This is a genomic window from Agrobacterium sp. 10T429, assembly GCF_056393925.1.
In genome coordinates this window covers 148137-170747 of sequence record NZ_JBFTGV010000015.1, presented here as the reverse complement: position 1 = coordinate 170747, position 22611 = coordinate 148137, and the positions used below count along the sequence as shown (strand labels likewise).

At 58.2% G+C, this 22611-nt stretch carries 23 protein-coding genes; 12 read left to right on the top strand and 11 right to left on the bottom strand.

The features are described from left to right. The first annotated feature begins 49 nt into the window (after positions 1 to 49). A complete protein-coding gene (locus AC1DCP_RS25480; RefSeq protein WP_476774800.1) occupies positions 50 to 520 on the top strand; it encodes an Lrp/AsnC family transcriptional regulator in 471 nt (156 codons plus the stop codon). A 14-nt stretch (positions 521 to 534) separates the two neighbouring features. Here the strand turns inward: AC1DCP_RS25480 and AC1DCP_RS25475 are convergent, their stop codons facing one another. Then, positions 535 to 972: a MarR family winged helix-turn-helix transcriptional regulator gene (locus tag AC1DCP_RS25475; RefSeq protein WP_476774799.1), complete on the bottom strand. Its 438-nt coding sequence runs from the start codon at positions 970 to 972 to the stop codon at positions 535 to 537. 82 nt (positions 973 to 1054) lie between these two features. Between AC1DCP_RS25475 and AC1DCP_RS25470 the strand changes: the two genes are divergently transcribed. Then, positions 1055 to 1945 (top strand): SDR family NAD(P)-dependent oxidoreductase, encoded by an 891-nt coding sequence (locus AC1DCP_RS25470; protein WP_476774798.1) that lies wholly within the window; start codon positions 1055 to 1057, stop codon positions 1943 to 1945. Between the two features lie 403 nt (positions 1946 to 2348). On the opposite strand, the gene AC1DCP_RS25465 is transcribed toward AC1DCP_RS25470, so the two are convergent. Continuing rightward, the gene (locus AC1DCP_RS25465) at positions 2349 to 3425 is read right to left on the bottom strand and encodes an amidohydrolase family protein (protein WP_476774812.1); all 1077 of its coding nucleotides are present in this window, start codon (positions 3423 to 3425) and stop codon (positions 2349 to 2351) included. Here AC1DCP_RS25465 and AC1DCP_RS25460 point away from each other — a divergent pair. Beyond that, positions 3399 to 4274, top strand: coding sequence for an AraC family transcriptional regulator (locus AC1DCP_RS25460; RefSeq protein ID WP_476774797.1), 876 nt, complete (start codon positions 3399 to 3401; stop codon positions 4272 to 4274). The two genes, AC1DCP_RS25465 and AC1DCP_RS25460, sit on opposite strands and share 27 nt — an antisense overlap. Before the next feature lie 26 nt (positions 4275 to 4300). Here the strand turns inward: AC1DCP_RS25460 and AC1DCP_RS25455 are convergent, their stop codons facing one another. The 5 genes from AC1DCP_RS25455 to AC1DCP_RS25435 all read right to left on the bottom strand — a co-directional run bounded on the left by AC1DCP_RS25455 (position 4301) and on the right by AC1DCP_RS25435 (position 8997). Then, positions 4301 to 5140, bottom strand: coding sequence for an NADPH-dependent F420 reductase (locus AC1DCP_RS25455; RefSeq protein ID WP_476774796.1), 840 nt, complete (start codon positions 5138 to 5140; stop codon positions 4301 to 4303). A 90-nt stretch (positions 5141 to 5230) separates the two neighbouring features. Next, the gene (locus AC1DCP_RS25450) at positions 5231 to 5980 is read right to left on the bottom strand and encodes an SDR family NAD(P)-dependent oxidoreductase (protein WP_476774795.1); all 750 of its coding nucleotides are present in this window, start codon (positions 5978 to 5980) and stop codon (positions 5231 to 5233) included. 88 nt (positions 5981 to 6068) lie between these two features. After that, positions 6069 to 6851 (bottom strand): NADPH-dependent F420 reductase, encoded by a 783-nt coding sequence (locus tag AC1DCP_RS25445; RefSeq protein WP_476774811.1) that lies wholly within the window; start codon positions 6849 to 6851, stop codon positions 6069 to 6071. A gap of 33 nt (positions 6852 to 6884) precedes the next feature. Beyond that, complete coding sequence (locus AC1DCP_RS25440) at positions 6885 to 7625, bottom strand: NADPH-dependent F420 reductase (RefSeq protein WP_476774794.1); 741 nt, start codon at positions 7623 to 7625, stop codon at positions 6885 to 6887. A 46-nt stretch (positions 7626 to 7671) separates the two neighbouring features. Then, positions 7672 to 8997, bottom strand: coding sequence for an NtaA/DmoA family FMN-dependent monooxygenase (locus AC1DCP_RS25435; RefSeq protein WP_476774793.1), 1326 nt, complete (start codon positions 8995 to 8997; stop codon positions 7672 to 7674). A 125-nt stretch (positions 8998 to 9122) separates the two neighbouring features. Here AC1DCP_RS25435 and AC1DCP_RS25430 point away from each other — a divergent pair, with 125 nt between their 5' ends. Continuing rightward, positions 9123 to 9701: a TetR/AcrR family transcriptional regulator gene (locus AC1DCP_RS25430; protein WP_476774792.1), complete on the top strand. Its 579-nt coding sequence runs from the start codon at positions 9123 to 9125 to the stop codon at positions 9699 to 9701. 233 nt (positions 9702 to 9934) lie between these two features. On the opposite strand, the gene AC1DCP_RS25425 is transcribed toward AC1DCP_RS25430, so the two are convergent. Together AC1DCP_RS25425 and AC1DCP_RS25420 are read right to left on the bottom strand one after the other, a co-directional pair. Further along, on the bottom strand, positions 9935 to 10927 hold the full coding sequence (locus AC1DCP_RS25425; RefSeq protein WP_476774791.1) for an alpha/beta hydrolase fold domain-containing protein: 993 nt from the start codon (positions 10925 to 10927) through the stop codon (positions 9935 to 9937). Positions 10928 to 11261: 334 nt separating this feature from the next. After that, positions 11262 to 12173, bottom strand: coding sequence for a LysR substrate-binding domain-containing protein (locus tag AC1DCP_RS25420; protein WP_476774790.1), 912 nt, complete (start codon positions 12171 to 12173; stop codon positions 11262 to 11264). Positions 12174 to 12296: 123 nt separating this feature from the next. Here AC1DCP_RS25420 and AC1DCP_RS25415 point away from each other — a divergent pair, with 123 nt between their 5' ends. From AC1DCP_RS25415 to AC1DCP_RS25395, 5 genes are all read left to right on the top strand, one after another. After that, positions 12297 to 13262 (top strand): tripartite tricarboxylate transporter substrate-binding protein, encoded by a 966-nt coding sequence (locus AC1DCP_RS25415; protein WP_476774789.1) that lies wholly within the window; start codon positions 12297 to 12299, stop codon positions 13260 to 13262. Between the two features lie 51 nt (positions 13263 to 13313). Then, the gene (locus tag AC1DCP_RS25410) at positions 13314 to 13766 is read left to right on the top strand and encodes a tripartite tricarboxylate transporter TctB family protein (RefSeq protein WP_476774788.1); all 453 of its coding nucleotides are present in this window, start codon (positions 13314 to 13316) and stop codon (positions 13764 to 13766) included. A 6-nt stretch (positions 13767 to 13772) separates the two neighbouring features. After that, on the top strand, positions 13773 to 15278 hold the full coding sequence (locus tag AC1DCP_RS25405) for a tripartite tricarboxylate transporter permease (RefSeq protein ID WP_476774810.1): 1506 nt from the start codon (positions 13773 to 13775) through the stop codon (positions 15276 to 15278). A gap of 12 nt (positions 15279 to 15290) precedes the next feature. Then, a complete protein-coding gene (locus AC1DCP_RS25400; protein WP_476774787.1) occupies positions 15291 to 16379 on the top strand; it encodes a tartrate dehydrogenase in 1089 nt (362 codons plus the stop codon). Between the two features lie 307 nt (positions 16380 to 16686). Then, positions 16687 to 17850, top strand: a complete 1164-nt coding sequence (locus tag AC1DCP_RS25395) for a mandelate racemase/muconate lactonizing enzyme family protein (RefSeq protein ID WP_320201840.1) — start codon at positions 16687 to 16689, stop codon at positions 17848 to 17850. A gap of 349 nt (positions 17851 to 18199) precedes the next feature. Here AC1DCP_RS25395 and AC1DCP_RS25390 read toward each other — a convergent pair whose 3' ends face one another. Both AC1DCP_RS25390 and AC1DCP_RS25385 read right to left on the bottom strand, forming a co-directional pair. Next, on the bottom strand, positions 18200 to 18934 hold the full coding sequence (locus tag AC1DCP_RS25390) for an NADPH-dependent F420 reductase (protein WP_476774786.1): 735 nt from the start codon (positions 18932 to 18934) through the stop codon (positions 18200 to 18202). Positions 18935 to 19023: 89 nt separating this feature from the next. Then, positions 19024 to 19899 (bottom strand): SDR family oxidoreductase, encoded by an 876-nt coding sequence (locus tag AC1DCP_RS25385; RefSeq protein ID WP_476774785.1) that lies wholly within the window; start codon positions 19897 to 19899, stop codon positions 19024 to 19026. Positions 19900 to 20019: 120 nt separating this feature from the next. On the opposite strand from AC1DCP_RS25385, the gene AC1DCP_RS25380 reads away from it, so the two are divergent. The 3 genes from AC1DCP_RS25380 to AC1DCP_RS25370 all read left to right on the top strand — a co-directional run bounded on the left by AC1DCP_RS25380 (position 20020) and on the right by AC1DCP_RS25370 (position 22606). Beyond that, positions 20020 to 20664: a TetR/AcrR family transcriptional regulator gene (locus AC1DCP_RS25380; RefSeq protein WP_476774784.1), complete on the top strand. Its 645-nt coding sequence runs from the start codon at positions 20020 to 20022 to the stop codon at positions 20662 to 20664. A 361-nt stretch (positions 20665 to 21025) separates the two neighbouring features. Beyond that, a complete protein-coding gene (locus AC1DCP_RS25375) occupies positions 21026 to 21412 on the top strand; it encodes a GFA family protein (protein WP_476774783.1) in 387 nt (128 codons plus the stop codon). Positions 21413 to 21634: 222 nt separating this feature from the next. Next, positions 21635 to 22606 carry an SDR family NAD(P)-dependent oxidoreductase gene (locus AC1DCP_RS25370; RefSeq protein WP_476774782.1) on the top strand — a complete coding sequence of 324 codons (972 nt, stop codon included), beginning with the start codon at positions 21635 to 21637 and terminating at the stop codon, positions 22604 to 22606. Positions 22607 to 22611 lie beyond the last annotated feature (5 nt).

Here is a 22611-nt window from a genome sequence, read left to right as displayed (position 1 = left end):
CCGATTTGCAAGTTTGTTTCGTTTGCCCAATGCCGGAGTAGAATGCCTCATGACCCTTGATGACTTCGACCGCAAAATCCTCGGCATCCTTCAGAAGAACAATCTCACCCCGCAGCGAACGATCGGCGAGGCGGTCAACCTTTCTGCTCCTGCCGTTCAGCGCCGGATCAAGAAAATGACTGAAGCCGGAATTATCACCGCCAATGTTGCCGTCGTCGATCCCGCAGCCTTAGGACACCCGATCACAATCTTCGTCGAGGTCGAAGTGATCAGCGAGACATCCGGGCAGATCGAAAGCGCCAAGCAGGCGTTCGCGGCTACGCCTGAGATCCAGCAATGCTTCTATGTGACGGGCGAGGCGGATTTTGTGCTGGTCGTTGTCGTGCCGTCGATGGCGGATTATGAGGCGCTGACCCGCCGGCTGTTTTTCGGCAACAATAACGTCAAGCGTTTTCGGACATTCGTGGCAATGGATCGGATCAAGGTTGGGCTCGAAGTCCCGCTGCCTCAATCCGCTTGACGACCAGATCTCGCTTATTCGGGACGGTTGAACTTCCGAAGCAATCCTGTGAACTGGATAAGCTCGGCTTCGCTCCAGCCATCAGTGCGTGAGTGGAACGCTCCGGCCTTCACCTCGATCGAGGCCTCAAGCCTCAATCGTCCTTCCTGCGTCAACCGATAGATGGTCGAACGTCGGTCGTCGGGGTCGGTCACCGATTCTATCAGCCCCAGATCGCAGAGTGACTTCAACAGCCTGCTGACCGCGCTCTTGTCCATATCGAGCTGTTCTGAAAGCTGTCTGCCTGTTGCAGAACCTCGTGCCGACAGGATCGTGGCGATCTGGTAGGCAGCCGGCTGAAGCTTCGGGTGGAACCGTTCCGCCGATGCGGCGGTGATCGCGCGTGAGGCAGCGAGCAGCGCGTTGAGCTCGAGTCCAAGCTCCCTGAGATGTTCGGTACGCACTTTTTTCATAATCACCTCAGCAGAAATATAGTTGACATATATCAACCAAATGCAGATGGTGGATATATATCAACCAAATACGGTTCTGCAAATGCCTCAGCGTACGAAAGTTCTCATAACAGGTGCCACTGACGGTATCGGTCAGCTCGCAGCAATCGAGCTGGCGCGCCGGGGTGCCGACCTCATCCTGACGGCGAGAAGCCAGTCGAAGGCAGCAACCACGAGAGCGCTGATCGAGGCTGCCGCACCGGGCGCCGGCGTTGATGTGTTCTATGCGGACTTCTCGGATCTTAGGGAGGTGATCGCCGTTGGCAGAGCTATCGCCGCCCGGCATCCGCAACTCGACGTGCTGATCAACAACGCTGGTCTGCATGCGTTCCAGCAGCGCGTTACGAAGGACGGTTTTGCGGAAATGATGGCCGTGAACTATTTCGCGCCATGGCTTCTGACGTCGGTGCTGCGCGAGACTTTAGTGCGGTCGGCTCCCACCCGCATCGTTACAGTCGCATCGGAAGCATCTCGTCAGAGCGGCGGACTCGAAATCGACACGGATCTTCTGGATACCGCACCCTTCACGGCCCGGGGGTCTTCAAAGATATACGGTCGCACCAAGCTGCTGGATATTATGTTTTCCATCGAGCTTGCGCGACAGCTTGCGGGCACCGGAGTGGCCGTGAACTGCCTGGATCCCGGCTTCAATGTTACGAGCCTCGGCCGCGAGCTTGGATTCTCAGGTCCGCTCGCCAAGGCCCTGAACTGGCTTGGGATCGGAGATTCGAACCGTGGTGCTGGGATCATCGCGCGGCTCGCGACCGATCCGGAATTCGAAGTGACGACTGGCCTCTACGTCTCCGTTAAGAATGCCAGATCGTTGACGCCCATCGCGCCCGCCAACAGCGAGGAGCAACGTACTCGCCTGTGGATTACGACTGCTCAACTTCTCGGCTCGTTCCTAATGACCGGAGCTGAAGCCGGCTTGTAGATTGTAGGAAGATTTATGCTTCCGAGATCGTGAGCAGTAGGTTGATTCGAATATTCGCGTGTTCTGGTAAGATTTACCGGAAGGCACAGGTCACGAGTTCGAATCTCATCAAGGCGTAGGAGGGGCACACGAAAGGTAAGCGGAAACAATTTCCGCTACGACGGAGTTGACCGGAATTGTGATGCGCCGGGCTGCTCCATCAGCGCCTCCCAGAACGCCACCAGCTTGTGATGCTGCGAAACCAGAAGCCTCAGTCGCCCGTTGGTTCCCGCTCCAGTCCACTTATTAGGCGTTGTTAGTGCTCGTCGGCGTCGAGACCTGTGTTCGGGCATGGAACATTTTGCGTCGGTCGCCGTCCCTGAACTTCGGTCACGACGATGGCTATGGGACCGGGTGAAGTTTATCAAGCTGCTGATAGACCAAGGAGCGCGTCGGCGTTGCCGTTCGCGATGCGCGCCCTATCCGCGGGGGAAACAGGCAGGCTTTTGAGAAACGCTACGCCGGCGCTATTCGTGGCGTAAGGATAGTCCACCGAGAACAGGATGCGATCCGCACCGAAGGCAGTCAGAGCGGCGAGAAATGCGGACGTGTCGAAGAAGCCACTGGTCGTGATCCAAACTTGATCCAGAATAGTTTGCGATACGGTGCGCTGCCGTCCCGCTTCCGTTCCCGTCCCGAAGGTCTCATCAACGCGTTTGAGCAGCATTGGGAGCAACTCACCCAAGTGACCGATGATGAGCTTCAGGCCCGGGTTCCGATCTAGCGTGCCGGACAGAACGAGGCGAAGAATGTGAATCGCCGTTTCAGAATGCCAGCCGAAGCCGGCGTTGGACAGCAGATACGATGAAATCTCGCCCGGAAGTCCGCTATAATAAGCATCCCGCACCGCACGTGGCGGCGGTCCGGGATGAAGATAAAGCGGAGACCCGAGCGCCTCGGCACGCGCCAGAATAGGAGCGAACCGCGGGTCGTCCAGGAACAGTCCATCCGTGGTGCCATTGATGGAGGCCCCGCGAAAACCGAGCCTTTTCACACAGCGCTCCAGTTCGTCTGCCGCCGCCGCAGGCTCTTTCATGGGCAAGTGGGCGAATGCCGCGAAACGATCGGGATGCCTTTCGACAGCAACAGCAAGTCGATCATTATAATCACGCGCAAAGCCGATGCCTTCTTCTCCAGCCAGCAATTCGGCGCCCGGACCTATGACCGACAGCACTTGCAGGGTGAGTTCAGCCTGGTTCATCGCATCGATGCGCCCCTGCTGTATATCGCTTAGCGCCTCGTTGAGAGGTCCCGGACCCCAATGACCGCTCGTTGGCACCCAGCCGGCTTCTACGGCAACCGAAACTGGAATTCTTTGGCTCATTTCAGGGAGCATGACATGCTCCTCTAACGCAATGATACGCATGATCTCGTTTTCTCCATCCGGCGGCGGGAAAAGTCTAAGTACGCCGGCATGATTGTTGGTATCGCGTCCACTAATGGCGTGATACGCTTCGAAATGACAATCGATATCGAAAATCTGCCAATCGCACCCGTTCGGGTGCCGACGGCAGCCGCGTGGGACGTCGCATTCGCGACACCTGCGATGGCGTTACTTGTCGGGTACGACGAGGACTGGGTTGAGCTGCCGCTGCACGAGCACGCGAGTGGGCAACTCATCATCGCGCTGAGCGGTGCAGTAATGTGCCATGTTCCCGGCTCGATATGGATCGTACCGACCGGGTGCGCCGTGTGGGTTCCGGCCGGCCTTCGGCACCGCAGCCCGGCATCGCCGCACTCGCGCATATGCATCCTGTTCGTCAAGCAGGATGCCGCCTGCCTGCCCGATCGTTGTTGCACCCTCGAGATCACCCCATTGGTGAGGGAGATAGTGCTGCGCTTGGTTGGCACGACCGTAGGCAGTGACGCCGACGAGCACGAACTTCTTCTGATGAAGGTCCTATTGAAGGAACTGGAGGGAATGCCGACAGGCGGACTGAAGCTCCCGGTTTCGTCCCATCCGAGGATGGTGGTGATCCAGGAGGCGCTGATGGCGCATCCGGGCGACCGCACCACGCTTGCCGAATGGTCCGGCCGCACCGCGACCAGCGAGCGAACCCTGGCCCGCTTGGTCTTCCGGGAAACGGGGATGACGTTCGGCCGATGGCGGCAGCAGCTTCATTTGCTTGTCGCGCTGTCCAAGCTGTCAGACGGAGTGCCCGTACAGCAAGTCTCCGATGCGCTTGGCTACGAGTCTGCGACCTCTTTTATCACAATGTTCCGGAAGGCCCTGGGAACGACGCCGTCGCGATACTTCGACCGTAAAGTCGCCGACTCTGCTAAGGCATAGAAACGGCGCCACTTCCAAATCCTATTTCAGATGTCTTGCGACTCGAGCCTGCGATACATCTCAACGACGTCTTTGCTTGTATACCCGAGAGTATATTCGCCCTTTCCAAGGGATGCTAGAAACCCATCGCCAAAGGCCTCAAGATGCTTAAGCGAGAGATCCCGCAGTTTGGGTGATCTGCTCTTGACAGCCCTGCCTAGCGCCGCCTCCAATTCTGGTGCCGTCAGTTCGGTGCAGTAAGCAGGCGTGCCTGGCTGCTGCCGCCAGGATTGCGCCAACGGACCAGCGTCAATCCCGTCGAAGCCCAGATCGTTGATCAAGCCGACGACCTTCGTTTTAGCTGTCTTATCGTCGCCGTAAACCGACATGGCGATCCGGCCGGGTGTGCCCGCCGGCTTTCCCTCGTGCGCCTGGGTGTAGGCCAGCTGATTGTTAAACGCCTTGATGATCGGACGCCCGATCTGCTGCTCAACCCACTGGCTTTCCACCATGCCTTCCTCGATGGCGGGGATCGTTTGGTCACGCCCCGGGAAATAATTCGAGGTATCGACGAGAATGACATCGTCGGGAACGGCGTCGAACAGGCCGTCGGGCAGCGATGGTATGGCATGGAGCGGGATCGTGGTGACGATCACCTCGACGTCCTTGACGGCGTCCGCTACTGGCACGGCCTGCGCGCCGGTCTCGCGGGCCAGATTGTCAAGAGCACTGGGATCGAAGTCGTTGGAGATCCGGATAGAGTGACCTGCGGCCACCCATTTCTTTGCGAGATTGGCTCCGATCAATCCAGTTCCGATGATGCCGATTTTCATAAATCTTTCCTTTCCTTCGAGAGTGGTGATTCGTAATTCTGCATGTTCCAGCATCCGAGAACGCTCGCACTGGCAGCGAGCGGTCTCGGCGGGGCGACTCGGTAAACACGAGATGTATGGGCAGGCGTCAGATTGACCCGGTGTTCAGACGGCCGTCTGGCCGCCATCAACGGGAACGACTGCACCGGTCATGTAGGAGGATGCGTCTGACGCGAGGAACAGCATGGCCTGTGCGATTTCCTCGGGCTTCCCGACACGTCCCGCCGGGATGAGGCTTACGGTCTTGTTCACCGACGCCGGATCCTTGGCCAGATGCTCCAGATAGATCGGAGTTTCAATCCCACCTGGGCAGATTACATTGGCGCGAACGCCCTTGCTCGCATATTCGGCGGCAATGACGCGTGTTGTGGCGATAATAGCGCCCTTCGTCGCTGAATAGACGGCAAGGCCCGGCATTCCAACGAGCGCCGTGGCTGACGAGATGTTGACGATGACACCGCCATTCCCCGCAACGAGATGGGGAAGTGCGTATTTCATGGAAAGCAGCAAGCCGCGGATGTTGACCGCAATGACTTTGTCAAAGTCGTCCTCGCGCGCATCTTCCAGCGAACCCTGTGGGCCTGTAATACCTGCGACGTTGCACAGAATGTCCAGTTGCCCGAACTCGGTGATGGCCATGTCGATCATCGCCTGGACATCGCTACTCTTGCTGACGTCGGCCCGGCAAGCCACCGCGCGCTCGCCAAGTCCGGCGGCAAGTTCCACCTCTTTCCCACTGACATCCGCAAGCACTACGCAGGCGCCCTCCCTGTGAAACAGCCTTGCTGCCGCAGCAGCAATACCGGATCCTGCACCCGTGATGAGGGCGACCTTGCCTTCCAGAATTTTGTTCATTCGTCTCGTTCCTTTTCGATCACCTATGAGGGTGCGGCATCGCCGCACTGGCGTTCACCCCGTGGTCCTGCCGCGTTCCCGGGCCCATTCAAACCGCGTACAGCAGCCGCGAGAGCTGGACGATGAAGTCCCGGCCGGGGTTGTGACCGGCTTCGAAGCGCTCGAGGTAAACCTTGGAGGCCAGGTCCGACCGCCTGCGCGATCGGGCGAGATCCGCCGATGCCAGCGCGTCCGGCAGTTCGGCGAGCGTGACCTCGGTGCAATAGGATGGCGAGCCGGTTTGCTGCCGCCACGATTCCGCGATCGGCCCGGCATCATAGCCGTCGAAGCCGGTGTCCTCGACCAGCGCCATCGTCACGTCGCGGTCGCGGGGGCGATCGGCCGCGACCGGGGCCGCGATCCGGTCGGGGTCGCCGGCGGGTCTGCCCTTTTCCGCCAGCGTGACCGAATAGATTGAGTTCCACGCCTTGGCGATCGGACGGCCGAGTTGCGCCGTCACCCATACGCTGTCGGCCATCCCGTTCTCGATCTCAGCGATCCTGTCGTCGCGCGCGGGGATATAGTTCGACGTGTCGATGACAACCGTTTCGGCGGGAAGGTCGGCGACCAGCGGCGCGATCGCGGGGATGCCGATGAAGGGGATAGAGAGGATCAAAACCTCGATGCCGATGATGGCCTCCTCCCTGGTGACCGCCTGGGCGCCTGTGGAGAGAGCATCTGCATCGACCGTGTCGGGTCCGCGCGAGTTGGCGACTTTTACCTCATGGCCGGCTGCGGCCAGCTTTCGAGCAAGAGTTCTGCCGATGTGGCCGGAGCCTAGAATTCCGATTTTCATATCTCTTCCTTCCTTTTGAACACAATCGGGAGGCAGCAGTGCTCGCTGCACCCCGATCCGCGTTGACGATTACTTTGGAGCAGTGACTTCGCGATTGCGGGTGACGATCTGCTGGTGGCTGAGGGGTGAGGTCTCCGCCATGAAGCTCTTGATGAGCGCGTCACGGTCCTTCGGTGCACGCGCCTTGTCGGCTTTGGAAAGTGCGTCTCTGAGTTCGGGCAACGTCAGTTCGGTGCAGTAGGCCGGCGTGCCCGGCTGCTGACGCCAGGAGTGAGCCAGACCGCCGGCATCCAGCGTGTCGAAACCGGCCTCGTCGACCAGTTGCCGCGCGATCGCCTTTGCCTGCGCGTCGTCGCCCGCGACGGGGATCGCAATCCGGCCTGTCGTGCCCGCCGCAGTGCCGCCATTCGCCAGCGTTTCGGCGAGAAGCGCATTGAACGCCTTGACCACAGGTCGGCCCAGTTGCTCGCTCGACCAAACGCTTTCCGGCTTGCCGCCATCGACCTCCGCGATGTTCCCGTCGCGGAAGGGATAATAGTTGCCGGTGTCGATCACGACCACGTTCGACGGCACGTCCGCGAAGATGCCGGCTACCTTGGGGATCTCCGCGAACGGGATCGAGAGGATGATCGCCTTGACATCCTTGACCGCATCCGGGGCGGCGACCGGGACAGCGCCGATCTCCGTCGCCTTGTCGCGGATGTCGTCAGGTCCCTTCGCGCCCGCCAGCTTCACCGAATGTCCGGCGGCCGCCAGCTTTCGTGCGATGGTGCCGCCGATATTTCCTGCGCCGATGATACCGATTTTCATGTCATTTCCTTCCAGTTATTGTTTGCTGATTGATGGTGGATTGAGGTCATTGAATTACGCGTGGATCAATCCCGTACTGGGCGGGAGCACCGAGATGATCGCGAAGCGTGGCACCTTCATAGTCCCGGTGAAACAGCCCGCGCTCCTGGAGGATCGGCACGACGCCGTCAACGAAAGCGTCGATTCCGTCCTCGTAGATGTCCGGCGACACCCAGAAGCCATCGACGGCGTCTGCCTCGAACCATTCCTGCATGTGGTCGGCAGCCTCAACTGCGGGGCCGACAATAACAGGGTGATAATCGATCACGCCGTGGGCAAGCACGTCGCGAAGTGTCCAGCCTTCGCGTGCGATTCTAAGCGCGTGCTCTGAGCGCGGATCACCCGGCGATGGGCGAGCTTTGGCCAGTCGGCCCGGCAATAACGGCACGTCGAGCCGGGAAGGATCGAGGCGCAGGCCAAGCATCTGACCGAGATATGCCGCGCGTTGAGGAAAAGTCCTCTCGCTTAACGCGATCCGGCGATCGAGCCCTTCCCGTCGATCGCTGGCGATCGTCGTCATAAGGCCGGCAAAAAATTTGATCTCGTCCGGGCTGCGCCCAGCACGTTCAGCCGCGTCACGAAACGCTGTGCGCTGCCGACGTGCGTCTTCGATTGTGAATGTGGCACCAATGACGCCGTTGGCATAACGACCGGCGAGTTCAAGGGCGTTTGGACTGTCGCCAGCGTGGAAGATGACCGGTTGTCCCTGTTCGGACGGGGGGATGTACAAGGGCCCACGCGAGGCGACGAACGAGCCGCCCATGTTGATGGGAGCAATCTGTTCGGCGTTTGCGAAACGTCCGATTGCCTGATCGTGTAACCAGGCATCCTGACCCCAGCTGCCCCAGAGTGCCTGGACGAGCTGCACTGTCTCATGCGCCCTTCCGTACCGGTCTTTGCTGGACGGCAGGCGACTGCCATAGTTCGCTGCGACGTCTTCTCCACTTGACGTGACGGCGTTCCAGCCCGTCCGTCCATGGCTCAAGACGTCCAGCGCCTTGAACTGGCGCGCGAGGTTGAAGGGTTCATTAAACGTGGTCGAGCCAGTCGCGACAAGGCCAATCCGGTCGGTCGCGCACGCGACAGCCGCCAGGGTGACCATGACGTCGAGATTGAAATTGGGTGGCTCGTTCTCGATGTCGCCGACATGTGTCGGACCATCCGGCAGGAAGAGGAACTGAAGCTTTCCGCGTTCGGCCGCCTGGGCGTGCCGTACCTTCGCATCGAAACTGGTGTAACTCCTGGGATCGACCGTCGAGGCACGCCAGGCTCCCGGCAGGTTCCCGTATCCATTGCCCAGATGCATGCCAATTATCATCTGTTTGCTCATCATATTCTCTTTTCCCTGACGGGAACCATCTGTTAAAGGGGCCCGACAGAACATATATGTGGAGAGTGTCTCCGATATGATCTGCATATACGGAGAGACTCTCCGATGTTCAAGGGTCGAAAGTCAGAATGCAAGATTTGCCAAAACCGCCGCGGCGCGGGAGAGACGTCCAACAGAACAGAGCGCATATTCTCGATGTGGCGCGACAAGCCTTCAGAAGCGATGGTGTTGATGTTTCCATGGATGCTGTGGCGAAGCTGGCAGGGGTGGGACCGGGCACGCTTTATCGCCACTTTCCCAACAAGGACGCTCTACTGGCCGCGCTGCTCGTCGATCACTATGAGGCACTGGACATTCGTCGCATCGAGATCGAAGAACAGGAGTCGAACCCAGCGCGCGTATTGGAGCGCTGGATTGATGCATTGGGAGACTGGATGATGGCTTATGAAGGCTTGGCCGAGCCACTCCGGGCTGCCTGCAGTAAGGACTCGCCCCTTACCCCGACTTGCGACACGGTCATTGCGACGACGGAACGAATACTGAGTGCTGCACAGCAAGCGGGATCAGCACGAAGAACAGTCACCGGCAGGGATGTCTTTCTGGGCGCATTGGCAATTGCCTGGGCAAGCGGGTCTATGGTCGCGAAGGCGGATACACGACACGTGCTTCGCGACGTCCTGCGAGACGGCTGGCTACAACCAAAGTAGCAACTGGCAGTTTGGAGCAACTTTCTATTCGCGTTGGCCGAAGCGGCCATTGAGAACCTGACATGACGCTTCAAGCGCTGCGTCACGTGGTCGACATGACGCCGGGTGCTCTATGTCGGCTTAAAATGTCAGATGATTGCTCGCGTCGCGCACGCGCCGTAAATGCTGGATCAACGGCTGATCAAAGGCTGTCCATGCGCGACCGCAAACTTAAGGCCGGTGTGGTGAGGCCTCTAAAGATTGCCAGCGTTGGAAGCCGGTTCGCTTTTACTGCTCTTGATAGGACCACCCAAAGTTGCCGTGAACCACTCGACCACCCGATCGATGATCGGCGGCTGATACCAGGTCAGATCGCCATGACCGGCGCCTTCGACGAGAACATATTCGACCTTGTCGCCCTTGCTCTTCAATGTTTCGTAGAGCTGCACGCTTTGACGAGGCGACACGAGTGTATCGGCGCTTCCATGCATGATGAGGAACGGTGGCTTGTTGCCGGCAACATGACCCATGGGGCTTGCTTGCAACGCCTTTTCGGGATTGCTACCKATCGATGCGCCGGGAAAATCCGCAAAAGCCGTGCCGTTCACTAGCAGCGCTTCAGTCACAGCAGGAGACGTATGCACCTTGGCGATCGCTTGCGGAAACCCGTCGCCGATTTCAAGCAGATTGGAGATGCCGTACATTGTCACAGCTGCCTGAACGTCGGAGGATTTATCGAGAAACGGCCCCTTGTCGAAGGCCTTCTCGCCATTCGTCATGCCCATCATCTGCGATACATATCCACCAGCGGAATCCCCGAGCACGCCGATGCGGGCAGGATCGATACCGTACTCGCTGGCGTGTTCGCGCAGATAGCGGATAGCCGTCTTGCCATCCTCGACAAGTGCCGGATATTTGTTGGGAACCGTGCGGTATTGCGCGGCTGCGACCACGAACCCCGCCTGGGCAAGCGCCATGCGCAGTTCGATGAATTTCTCATGATCCGCCGAGATAAAACCGCCGCCCGGAAAATAAACGATCGCCGGCTTCAGATCGTTGTTCCGCGGCACGAGCAGCGACATCTCTAGCTGGGTAACGGTTCGAACCTGCTTGATTTGCGTAAAAACGACACCACTGATTTGGTCGATCTGGCCTTGTGTTTTCTCGACGCGAACGATCTGCGCACCCTCTGCGTAGCCGGGAAGCGACGTTTTATCATCAGCTTGGGCAAGGGTGGTCGTCAGCATCGATACTCCTAACATTAATGTGCCAATGAGTAGGGGGACAGGCTTCATGTCAATTTCTCCTTAAATAAGTGCTGGATTTTTCAAAGTTCAAAACACAGGAAGGGACGAGGCACTTGATCCTGCGGCGCGAAGCCGCGTATTGCGGCGCTCGCTGTTTGGGATACAGAGAGCTCAGATCTAATCGTTCCTCTCCTAACTGAATCTCGGTAAAGCGTAAAATTAACGATGTGTAATTTGACCACTTCGGAATTTTCGAAAGTGCTTCGAGTCTCCAGATCGTCGTACTCGCCCAAAGACTTGCGGATCGTCCCAACCTCGAGCGCAGCGTCCTTCATCAAACTGGCTTTCGTTTCGACGCGCTTTCGACCGTTGTCCAGAATTTCTCGGCCAATTCAGTCATCCGGTTCATGGGTCGGATCAGCACGATCTTGACCGGGACCACCCACTTCTCGTCACCCGCGATCGCCAGCTTTCCTTGTGGCTCCAATTCGGAATTGGCAAGGCTGCGTGGTATCCAGGCGACGCCTTTTCCTTCGAGTGCCAGCGCTTTCAAGACCATGGCCAAATGAGATGTGAACACGCGAACGAGATGCAATTCGGTGTGTGGCAGGTTGGCGGCAAGTATCCGACCCATGCCTGACTTCTCGTCGAATGACACGTGAGGAACGGGAGCCTCAGACGTGCCGGGTAATCTATGGATCGGCAAGCCATCCTCACCTTTGCTCGCGACTGGAAGAAGAACGTCCGTGGCGAGTTCCACGTGCCTGAAATCCGATTCATGCAAGCGGATTTCGCTGTTTGGGTGGAAATGGCAGAGCAGAAACTGCGCTCGGCCTTCCGCCATCATCCTTTCACACTCGTTCATATTATCCGAAAGGAGCCGGATCGGGACAGTCGCCACCGAAGACCCCAGACTCTGAACCCAACCTGGAAAAAAGGTGAACGACAAGGCGTGCGTGGCCGCAAAGGTGAGGGTCGCAGTGGCTGACCGTTCCTGGCTCAAGTCCTGGACTGCCCTCTCTATCCTTTGAAGAATATCATTTGCGGCATCCAGCATGATTTCACCGGCAGGCGTAATCCTCATGCGGTGCGTCGATCGGTCCACCAGAACGGACCCGCTCCAGTCCTCAAAGGCCTTTATCCGTCGACCGAAAGCGGGCTGGGTAATGTTGCGCATCTCCGCAGCCCTCGAAAAATTGAGGGTGTCGGCGAGTGCTCGCAGATCTAAAAGCCAGGCGGTATCCATCTCATCCTCATCACTTACGGCATCATTTGAAGCCGAAACGGCATTGGACCGTCAATCGCTTGTTCGCGAATGTCGCCTTGAGGAGAGCCGTTGTTGGAGACGACGGCAAATGGGAGGAAGACAATGAAGTTACTTTCGATCATAGCTGTATTTACACTATCCGTCACCCCGGTTTTTGCTGCAGACTACCCCGAACGCAATATATTCATGGTGGTCCCATACGCAGCGGGCGGACCGACCGATACCATCGCCCGGCTTACCGCAGACGCGATGTCAAAGTCGCTCGGCAAGCAGATCGTCGTCGAGAACGTTGCGGGCGCGGGTGGAACGATTGGCGCCCGGCGTGTGGCAGACGCGGATCCAGACGGTTATACGATCCTCGTCCACCACATCGGGATGGCCACGGCTCCCGCACTTTATCGGCAGTTGCCCTATAAACCCACGGAAGCCTTTGAGCCGATTGGCCTCGTCAGCGACGCTGCGATGACGGTGATCGCGCGCAACGAGTTCCCGGCTTCGACGTTTCAGGAACTCGTCGCCTACATCAAGCAGAACGGTAACAAGGTAACCTATGCCCATGCCGGAATTGGAGCCGCGTCCCACCTGTGCGGCACGTTGTTCATGTCAACCATCGGTACGCAAATGACGACCGTTCCCTACAAGGGAAATGGCCCGATCATGACCGACCTGCTGGGCGGTCAGATCGATATGACCTGCGACCAGGCGACGAATACCGTCGGGCCGATCACGCAGAAGCAAGTGAAAGCCTATGCAATTACAAGTGAGGCACGGGCTGAAACGCTGCCCGATGTCCCAACAACCACTGAAGCTGGATTGCCCGAGTTCAAAGTTGGCGTTTGGCATGGCGTATACGCGCCCAAAGGCACTCCGAAAGACGTTCTGGACAAGCTGACGACGGCACTCCAGGCCGCAATGGAAGACGCTACCTTGAAAGAACGCTTCGCGCAGATCGCCACTATGCCTGCAACCAAAGAGCAGGCGACCCAGGCCGCGCTCCGTACCAAGCTCGATAGCGAAATCAAGCGATGGGATCCCATCATCAAAGCTGCCGGACAGTTCGCAGATTAACGATGATGGTTCGGCTGCGGAGTAAAGCCCGCAGTCGAACGGAGGGCTTCTATGGATATCAAGAATATTGTCGCCTCCGGCACGCTGCTGGCTGTCGGGATCGGGTTCGGCATTTCATCCATATTTACAATGGATGTCGGATCCGCGCTCAGAATGGGCCCCGGCTATTTCCCTCTGATCCTGTCGATCGTCATTACCGTGATCGGCGTCGTTATCGGAATCAAGGCTCTGAGGGACACTGAAGCCTTTCACCCGCAGATCGCACCCTTGCGGGCTCTCATCGCCATTATCGTTGCGCCTATCCTGTTCGGCCTGACTGTTAGAGGAATGGGGTTTGTGCCGGCAGTGGCGCTCACTTCATTGTCTGCGGCAACCGCGGCGACCGGGCAGAGACCGCTCGTCGTTCTCGCCATAACGCTCGGCATCACCGTCTTCTGTCTGGCTGTGTTCTATTATGGCCTCGGGCTTCCCGTCCGTCTTATCGGCCCTTGGTTGGGAGCTTAAGCTATGATGGACCTTATCGGAAATCTAGGGATGGGCCTAAGCGCGGCTCTGACGCCCTACAATATTCTCTTCTGTTTCGTTGGCACACTGCTCGGAACGCTGGTCGGTGTTCTCCCGGGCATCGGCCCGACGGCGACGATTGCCATGCTGCTGCCGATCACCTTGTCTCTTTCGCCCGAGACATCCCTGATCATGCTTGCTGGCATATATTACGGCGCGCAGTATGGCGGCTCGACGACCGCGATCCTGATCAATCTGCCGGGCGAATCCTCGTCGGCCGTGACAGCTCTAGATGGATACCAGATGGCCCGGCAGGGCAGGGCAGGGCCGGCGCTTGCAGCTGCGGCTCTCAGTTCCTTCTTTGCCGGCACCATCGCGACCGTCGTCGTGGCCGCTCTTGCGCCGCCCTTGACAATGATCGCGCTGAAGTTCGGGTCGCCGGAGTATTTCGGTCTGATGGTGCTCGGGCTCGCTGCCTCCATCGTTCTGGCGCGCGGATCGGTGCTGAAGACGATCGCAATGGTCTCAATGGGCCTCGTTTTTGGGCTTGTCGGAACGGACATTAATACGGGGGCGATGCGTTTCACGCTTGGCCGACCGGAACTGGCGGACGGTTTGAATTTCGTGGCCGTAGCGGTCGGCCTGTTCGGCATCGCCGAAATCCTGCGAAACCTGGAGACGACAATCGAGCGGACCGCCGTCATCAGCCGTGTAGCAGGCCTCTGGCCAACTCGCGCCGATCTGAAGGCTATGATCGGGCCAGCATGCCGCGGCACGCTGTTGGGATCCGCCCTCGGCGTCCTCCCGGGTGGCGGCGCCATCCTGGCGTCGTTTGCCTCCTATGCGCTGGAGAAGAAGATTTCCAAGACCCCAGGACGCTTCGGCAATGGCGCGATCGAAGGCGTCGCCGGGCCAGAGGCCGCCAACAATGCCGGGGCGCAAACCTCGTTCATTCCAATGCTGACCCTTGGCGTGCCCGCCAATCCCGTCATGGCGCTCATGATCGGTGCGATGATCATCCAGGGTATCGTGCCTGGACCGCAGGTCGCGACCGAGCAACCCGTTCTGTTCTGGGGCCTCATCGCCTCGATGTGGATCGGCAACCTGCTGCTCGTCATCCTTAACCTGCCGTTGATCGGCCTGTGGGTGAAGCTCCTCACTGTCCCTTATACGGTGCTTTTTCCTGCGATTCTCGCCTTCGCGTCGATCGGCGTGTACAGCGTAAACTCCAACACGTTCGATCTCTATGTGATGGCCGCGTTCGGCGTGTTCGGTTACGCCTTGTCGAAGCTGGATTTCGAGCCTGCACCCATGCTGCTGGGCTTCGTCCTCGGGCCACTGCTTGAGGAGCATTTGCGCAGGGCAATGACGATTTCGCACGGCGACGCTTCCGTCTTCTTTACCCGACCCATCAGCGCAGGGCTTCTGACGGTTGCCCTCATCGTGCTGATCGTCGCCTTTCTCCCCAATATCGCGAGACGTCGCAACCAGGTCTTCGTCGAGGAAGACTGATCGAATTGGAGCATGACTTTGGAAAACAGAACCAACCGCATACACAAGATCGCCTCCATTGCCGGAGATGGCATCGGCAAGGAAGTCGTCCCCGAAGGCCTCCGGGTTCTTGAAGCGGCGTCGAAGAGGTTCGGCTTCGATCTGCAAATCGACACCTTCGACTTCGCCTCCTGCGATTACTACGTGAAGCATGGGCAGATGATGCCAGAAGACTGGAAGGCGCAGATCGGCAGCCACGACGCCATCTTCTTCGGCGCTGTCGGCTGGCCGGAGATCGTGCCCGATCATATTTCGCTGTGGGGTTCGCTCATTCAGTTCCGGCGCGAGTTCGACCAGTATGTCAGCCTGCGGCCAGTGCGGCTGATGCCGGGCGTGACCTCACCGCTCGCCGGCAGAGGACCCGGCGATATCGACTTCTACGTCGTGCGCGAGAACACCGAGGGTGAATATTCATCGGTCGGCGGGCGTATCTTCCCGGGAACCGAGCGGGAAACTGTTTTGCAGGAAACGGTGATGACGCGCATCGGCGTCGATCGGATCCTCAAGTTCGCCTTCGATCTCGCCCAGACCCGCTCCCGCAAGCGGCTGACATCCGCCACCAAGTCTAACGGCATCTCGATCTCGATGCCCTATTGGGACGAGCGGGTCGAGGAGATGGCCAAGTCCTATCCCGATATCACCTGGGACAAGTATCATATCGACATTCTGTGCGCCCATTTCGTGCTCAACCCGGACCGCTTCGATGTCGTTGTCGCTTCGAACCTCTTCGGCGACATCCTGTCGGATCTGGGACCGGCTTGCACGGGCACGATAGGCATCGCGCCATCGGGAAACATCAACCCGGAGCGGAAATTCCCCTCCCTGTTCGAGCCCGTCCACGGATCGGCGCCGGACATCGCGGGCAAAGGCATTGCCAATCCCATCGGACAGATATGGTCGGCAGCGATGATGCTTGAACATCTGGGAGAGCACGAAGCCAGCGCCGCGGTCACGGCGGGGATCGAGACCGTTCTGGCAGACGAGCGGCTTCGGACGCGCGATCTCGGCGGAGACGCGGATACCGTAACGTGCGGAAAGGCCGTTGCGGACACTCTCGGGTAATATGCATTGCTGTAGCACTGAATGTGCCAGCAACAGAGCCATGAAGCTGAATTTGCATTGGAATATGCGATCCCGTGAAGGTGAACAGAGCCATTAACCTCGAGTAATCTGGAGTTCTCAGCAAAGTCTTCGGCCGCCTTGTTGCAAATGGCAATGCCAAAATGGCATCAATATAAATCGTCAGAGCATTGGAATTTGCAGCCGCGGCTGGCTACCAAGGAGGCAACAGTCCGGTCGTCTGATCGCTACGAAGTTGCGGCGGAGCGCCACCATTCGCTATCTATTTTAAACTAAAACAGAGGTTAAAATGCGTATCATCGACGTCTGCGAAGTCACCAAACCAATCGCTTCGCCCATCCGCAACGCCTATATCGACTTCTCGAAGATGACGGCGAGCCTCGTCGCCGTTGTCACCGATGTTGTGAAGGACGGCCGTCGGGTCGTTGGCTATGGTTTCAACTCGAACGGCCGTTATGGCCAGGGCGGCTTGATCCGCGAGCGGTTCAAGGACCGCATCCTGCAGGCAGACCCGAACAGCCTGATCAACGATGAGGGCACCAACCTCGATCCGCACAAGATCTGGTCGACTATGATGATGAATGAAAAGCCCGGCGGCCATGGAGAGCGCTCGGTCGCCGTCGGAACGCTCGACATGGCGATCTGGGATGCGGTCGCGAAGATTGAAGGCAAACCTCTGTTCCGCATGTTGGCCGATATGAAGGGCCGTGAAGCGAACCCGAAGGTCTTCGTTTACGCCGCAGGCGGCTACTATTATCCCGGCAAGGACAATAGCGCGCTGCGCAAGGAGATGCGAAGCTATCTCGACCGAGGCTACAATGTAGTCAAGATGAAGATCGGGGGAGCCTCGATTGACGAAGACCGGGGCCGTATCGAGTCCGTGCTGGAAGAGATCGGTTCTGAGGCACGTCTGGCCGTCGACGCCAACGGTCGCTTCGATCTGGAGAACGGGATCGCCTACGCCAAGATGCTACGCGATTACCCTCTGTTCTGGTACGAGGAAATCGGCGATCCCCTCGACTATGCTCTGCAGGCGGCGATCTCGGAATTCTACGATGCCCCGATGGCGACCGGAGAGAACCTCTTCTCCCATCAGGATGCCCGTAACCTGCTGCGCTACGGCGGCATGCGTTCTGACCGCGACTTCCTGCAGTTTGACTGCGCCCTGTCCTACGGTCTCGTTGAGTACCTGCGCACGCTGGACGTGCTGCGCCAGTTCGGTTGGTCACCGTCGCGTTGTATCCCTCACGGCGGCCACCAGATGTCGCTCAATATTGCCGCCGGCCTTGGGCTGGGCGGTAACGAGAGCTATCCGGATCTCTTCCAGCCCTACGGCGGCTTCCCGGACGGCGTCAAGGTTATCGACGGCCACATCACAATGCCGGAACTGCCGGGCATCGGCTTCGAAGGCAAATCCGACCTGATCAAGGTAATGCGCGAACTCGCCGAGTAATGAAGTCTCTGGGGGAGTGGCACGCGACTCCCGCATTAACAATCGGCGCCGCAAACAATTACCGATGATGCGGCATACGCGAGGATTGGCTGAGCACCACGTCCATGTGCGACATCATGAGGCGACCCACAATTGTATTGCCGCCTCATCAAGTTGATCGACAGCTCCCTGCCGAGAATGGGATGTAGTCAGCGACGAAATGGGTGTCATGAAACGACCGTTAACATGCGACCCCATGTTTGCGACCTACCTCTCGTATGGCGCCTAAGCAGAGGCGGAAACACTCTGCCGCCTCTGCGGTCATATATGTTGTTTGCCGTTATAGAACGCTCGGTTCTATGGCTTACGTTCAGCTTGTGATTTTGCGAATGCTGGCGACCATGGCTTCGCGTTCGAATGCAACGCTTCCATCGACAATCCCTTGCGTGATGAGTTCAAGGTTGTGAGGAAGGCGGGTCTTGTCGACAGACGAAAGTGCTTTCGTCAGACCGGCTGCATCGAGTTCCGTGCAATAGGCGGGGCTTCCCGGCTGGAAACGCCAGGAATCCGATAGCGGGCCGGCATCCACGACATCGAAGCCAGTGTCATTAACGAGACCCGATACCACAGCTTTAGCAGCGGCATCATCTCCAGCGATCGGTATGGCCAATCTGGAAGCCGCGCCACGTTTCGCGCCGCAGTCGGCGAGAGTGAAAGACAGGAGCGCGTTCCAGGCTTTCACGAGAGGCTTTCCGATCTGCTCGCTGGCCCAGACGGTTTCCAGTTTTCCTTCTTGTACCTCTTTAATCATGCCGTCCCGCATTGGATAGTAGTTGGACGTATCGACGACGATGACGCCTGCGAGAACAGCGGCAAGCACAGGTGCGAGTTCCGGATTTCGATCAAATGGTACGGAAAGGATAATTACCTCCACATCCTTGACCGCTTCGTCACGCGTGACAGCAGCAATTGCCGTGCCGTCAACGATGTCCTTGAGGGTTTCCGGTCCCTTCGAGTTGGCCAGCTTCACGTCATGGCCGGCCTTTGCCAAGATCCGTGCCAGATTTGCGCCGACCATTCCTGCTCCGATAATTCCGATTTTCATGATTTTTCCTTTTTCCTGTTCGTTCGCGGGGTTTGCGAAATATTGAAGGGTGTTCCGAAGGGCGGCGAGAGCCGCATCGGCCACCGTGGTCAGAGCATGTCCGACATGCCGAACGAGGTGAGCATGTTATTTTGAATTGGGCGGACCGCCTCGTTCAATTGATGGATACCGAAGTCTAGGCCTTCAGGCATAACGACGGTCCGCAACGGGCGTCTCTCCGTCGCTTCGATCAACTCTGCGATGGAAACGGCAACGCGCAGAGGACGGGGTGGGTTGGCATCGTCTCCGTCGTTAGCGTGCGCCTTGATTTGGCCCGGGATTGCCGCGATCTCACCGTAGGATGCAAGAACAGCATGGTCCGATGGCTCGGGGCTCGAAGAGATGAGGTTGCTCGGAAATGGCCCGGGCTCGACGATGACGGAGTCAATACCAAAGCCTTTCAGCTCGTAACGATAGGCCTCGGCAAGTGCCTCCAGCGCGAACTTGCTTGCTGAGTAGGTTCCGAAAAAGGGGAACACCACCCGGCCCATCAGGGATGTGACGTGGACAAGGAGCCCGCTGCCAGCAGCGCGCATATGAGGAAGAACGGCCCGGTCCGCACGTACGGCGCCAAAAAAATTGACCGCAAACAGCCGTTCGATGTCAGCAACCGTGTAGGCTTCCGTGATCCCGACAGGCATCAATCCGGCATTGTTGACGAGGACATCGATCTTTCCGTGCTCTCTCACGACCTTATCGACCGTTGAATTAACGGAAACCTCGTCGGCAACATCCATCTCCAGAACGTGCAGCACATGTCCTTCAGTTGTCGCAGCGTCAATGAGATCCTTGCGCACCCGAGCGTTTCGCCCCTCGACGTCTCGCATGGTCGCAACCACCGTATGCCCCCGTCTCGCCAACTCGAGCACCGTAAGGTTCCCGAAGCCGCTGCTCGCACCCGTCACAACCACAACTTTTCCGCTCATCGCAAAACTCTCCTTTTTGAAAAATGATTTCCCCCTCACTATACAGACCTGTATGTACTTGCAATAGGAAAAAATACAGAATAGTCTGTCCACCTTGAGATGATGAATAGGAGATGCCAAATGCGAAAGGGCAGCATGCCTGAAATCGTGGAGTTGGAGCGCCAGTCGCTCGAGGGCCTTCCGCCAAGAGAGCGGATATTGAAGACTGCCTCAGATCTGTTTTATCGGCTCAGCGTTCACTCTGTCGGGATAGATCGCATCATTGCAGAGAGCGACGTGGCGAAGATGACTTTTTACAAGCACTTCCCGTCAAAGGCCTCCCTGATCGCGACGTATCTCCGTGATAAAAAAACCATTGGTTTTGAGATGTTTGCAGCGGCGGCGGAAAAGCCTGGCCTGTCAGCCATAGAGCGCGTCCTTACAATCTTCGATGCAATTGATGAACCTCTCCGTGCGCCTACATTCCGCGGTTGTTCGTTTTCAAGAGGGCTGGCAGAATTTGGACCTGAGGCAAACACACCAGAAGTACAGGCGACCATTGCCGACTATTACAAAGAATTACATGAATTAGTTACGCGGCTCATTGAGCCGCTGGGTTTGAAGAACCCTGAGCGAGCCGTTATCCAAGTCCTATCGCTGGTTCAGGGATCTTTCGTCATCGCTCAATCCATGCCAAGCGAGGGAATTGTCGAAGCCAACCGCGATGCCGCTCGGTTGTTGCTCGAGAACGAGATGGCTGTGGCGTCGACATCGGAAAGAGACTGAGACAGTCAAGCCGAACATCCTGAAAATTGGACAATGGCTGCGTGCCATGCTTTCCCATGCCCATCCACCGAATGTATACGCAGTCCAATATATAGACAGACATGTATGTCCAGACTCGATTATCCAACAGTGACGGGAAGACGCATGAGCAACAAGGTGGCGGTCGGCACCGGCGCGAACGGGAAGCTCACGAAGCTGGAACTTGCCCGGCCTCGACATATAGTCGTCGCGACGATGCGCGACGTCGGCAGACATAACAGGCAAGTCCGCAAGGAACTCATCGCGTGCCCCCAATCGCAACGCAATGAACTTCCGTCCCGTCAAATATGCGCAAATCGCTACCTCGGCCATAGGAGCTACTATGTATAAAGGCAGTTGCCTCTGCAGTACGGTAAAATACGAAGTTCGTGGCGAGCTTGGTGCCGCAATCTATTGCCATTGTTCACGATGTCGCAAAGCAACCGCAACCGCGTTTGCGACCAACGCAGCCGTTGCCGCCAGCGACTTCGTCATTATCGAAGGCGAGGCAGCGCTGAAGGCATTCGATTCATCACCGGGCGTTCACCGCTTTTTCTGTTCCAATTGCGGGTCATCGATCATAAGTCGCCGCGATACCATGCCGGATGTTGTTCGCTTGCGGCTGGGGACGCTCGATACGCCACTGCCGACGTCGCCGACAGCACATTATTTCGTCGCCTCGAAAGCCGAGTGGTACGAGATACACGACGAGTTGCCACAGTTCGCGTAGCGCCAGCACGATGCTGGCAGGCGGGAGCGCACTAAAAACATTGGTGATCCCGCATATTGCACAACAAGCCCCGACGTGTCGGCTGGCTGTACGCCGCCGCCGCATTGTGAGTTTTCCGACACCCATCCGCACCCGCGCAAGCGCGCCAACGGTCCCGTAACTTGATCAGCGGGTCTTGCCAGCACCACTGACTATATGTGCAAAGCACAAGGAGATTATTTGATGACAAACTTGTTTGGATCGAAATCCACCACCGAAGAGGTGCTTTCCGGGATCGACCTCAGCGACAAACGCGTGCTCGTCACCGGCGTGTCCGCAGGCCTTGGCGTCGAAACAGCGCGGGCGCTGGTGGCCCACGGGGCCGATGTCGTCGGTGCTGCCCGTGACCTGACAAAGGCGGAAGGCGCAATGACGCCCGTTCGCGCCGAGACTGCCAATGGTGGTAGCCTCGATCTGATCCAGCTCGATCTGGCATCGCTGGCAAGCGTGCGCGCCTGCGCGGACGCTCTGCTCAAGGATGGCCGTCCCTTCGATGTCGTCATTGCCAATGCCGGTGTCATGGCGGCTCCCTTCGGTCATACGGCCGATGGGTTCGAGACGCAGTTTGGCACCAACCATCTCGGCCATTTCACCTTCGTCAATCGCATCGCGTCCCTGATCGCACCCGGCGGGCGGTTGGTGAACCTGGCATCGTCCGGCCACCGCTACGCCGATGTCGATCTTGAAGATCCAAATTTTGAACACACGGCTTACGATCCCTGGATTGCTTACGGGCGCTCCAAGACTGCCAATATTCTGTTCGCTGTCGAATTCGACCGACGGCACAAGGCGCGCGGGGTTCGCGCAACGGCGGTACATCCAGGCGGTATCCGCACGGAGCTCACCCGTCACTTGGGAGACGGAGCGTTTGAGGCGATGATCGACAAGGTCAACAAGGAACTCGCAGCCCAAGGTAAGTCGCCTTTCGAATTGAAGTCGATCCCGCAGGGAGCCGCCACCTCGTTATGGGCTGGCTTTGTTGCCGCTGCTGACGAGGTCGGTGGTCTCTATTGCCACAATTGCCGTGTCGCGACCGTAACGGAGAACCCGGCAAGCCGCATCAGCGAAGATGTCTGCGCCTATGCGCTCGATGCCGAGCGGGCCAAGGCCCTCTGGATCAAGAGCGAAGAGATGATCGGGGAGCACTTCGAATAACAGTA

Excerpts from the sequence above, each read along its gene's own strand:
- AC1DCP_RS25480 (WP_476774800.1), top strand. The coding sequence starts at position 50 with ATGACCCTTGATGACTTCGACCGCAAAATCCTCGGCATCCTTCAGAAG.
- AC1DCP_RS25475 (WP_476774799.1), bottom strand. The coding sequence starts at position 972 with ATGAAAAAAGTGCGTACCGAACATCTCAGGGAGCTTGGACTCGAGCTC.
- AC1DCP_RS25470 (WP_476774798.1), top strand. The coding sequence starts at position 1,055 with ATGCCTCAGCGTACGAAAGTTCTCATAACAGGTGCCACTGACGGTATC.
- AC1DCP_RS25460 (WP_476774797.1), top strand. The coding sequence starts at position 3,399 with ATGATTGTTGGTATCGCGTCCACTAATGGCGTGATACGCTTCGAAATG.
- AC1DCP_RS25455 (WP_476774796.1), bottom strand. The coding sequence starts at position 5,140 with ATGCTGGAACATGCAGAATTACGAATCACCACTCTCGAAGGAAAGGAA.
- AC1DCP_RS25450 (WP_476774795.1), bottom strand. The coding sequence starts at position 5,980 with ATGAACAAAATTCTGGAAGGCAAGGTCGCCCTCATCACGGGTGCAGGA.
- AC1DCP_RS25440 (WP_476774794.1), bottom strand. The coding sequence starts at position 7,625 with ATGAAAATCGGTATCATCGGCGCAGGAAATATCGGCGGCACCATCGCA.
- AC1DCP_RS25435 (WP_476774793.1), bottom strand. The coding sequence starts at position 8,997 with ATGATGAGCAAACAGATGATAATTGGCATGCATCTGGGCAATGGATAC.
- AC1DCP_RS25430 (WP_476774792.1), top strand. The coding sequence starts at position 9,123 with ATGCAAGATTTGCCAAAACCGCCGCGGCGCGGGAGAGACGTCCAACAG.
- AC1DCP_RS25420 (WP_476774790.1), bottom strand. The coding sequence starts at position 12,173 with ATGGATACCGCCTGGCTTTTAGATCTGCGAGCACTCGCCGACACCCTC.
- AC1DCP_RS25415 (WP_476774789.1), top strand. The coding sequence starts at position 12,297 with ATGAAGTTACTTTCGATCATAGCTGTATTTACACTATCCGTCACCCCG.
- AC1DCP_RS25410 (WP_476774788.1), top strand. The coding sequence starts at position 13,314 with ATGGATATCAAGAATATTGTCGCCTCCGGCACGCTGCTGGCTGTCGGG.
- AC1DCP_RS25405 (WP_476774810.1), top strand. The coding sequence starts at position 13,773 with ATGGACCTTATCGGAAATCTAGGGATGGGCCTAAGCGCGGCTCTGACG.
- AC1DCP_RS25400 (WP_476774787.1), top strand. The coding sequence starts at position 15,291 with ATGACTTTGGAAAACAGAACCAACCGCATACACAAGATCGCCTCCATT.
- AC1DCP_RS25395 (WP_320201840.1), top strand. The coding sequence starts at position 16,687 with ATGCGTATCATCGACGTCTGCGAAGTCACCAAACCAATCGCTTCGCCC.
- AC1DCP_RS25390 (WP_476774786.1), bottom strand. The coding sequence starts at position 18,934 with ATGAAAATCGGAATTATCGGAGCAGGAATGGTCGGCGCAAATCTGGCA.
- AC1DCP_RS25385 (WP_476774785.1), bottom strand. The coding sequence starts at position 19,899 with ATGAGCGGAAAAGTTGTGGTTGTGACGGGTGCGAGCAGCGGCTTCGGG.
- AC1DCP_RS25380 (WP_476774784.1), top strand. The coding sequence starts at position 20,020 with ATGCGAAAGGGCAGCATGCCTGAAATCGTGGAGTTGGAGCGCCAGTCG.
- AC1DCP_RS25375 (WP_476774783.1), top strand. The coding sequence starts at position 21,026 with ATGTATAAAGGCAGTTGCCTCTGCAGTACGGTAAAATACGAAGTTCGT.
- AC1DCP_RS25370 (WP_476774782.1), top strand. The coding sequence starts at position 21,635 with ATGACAAACTTGTTTGGATCGAAATCCACCACCGAAGAGGTGCTTTCC.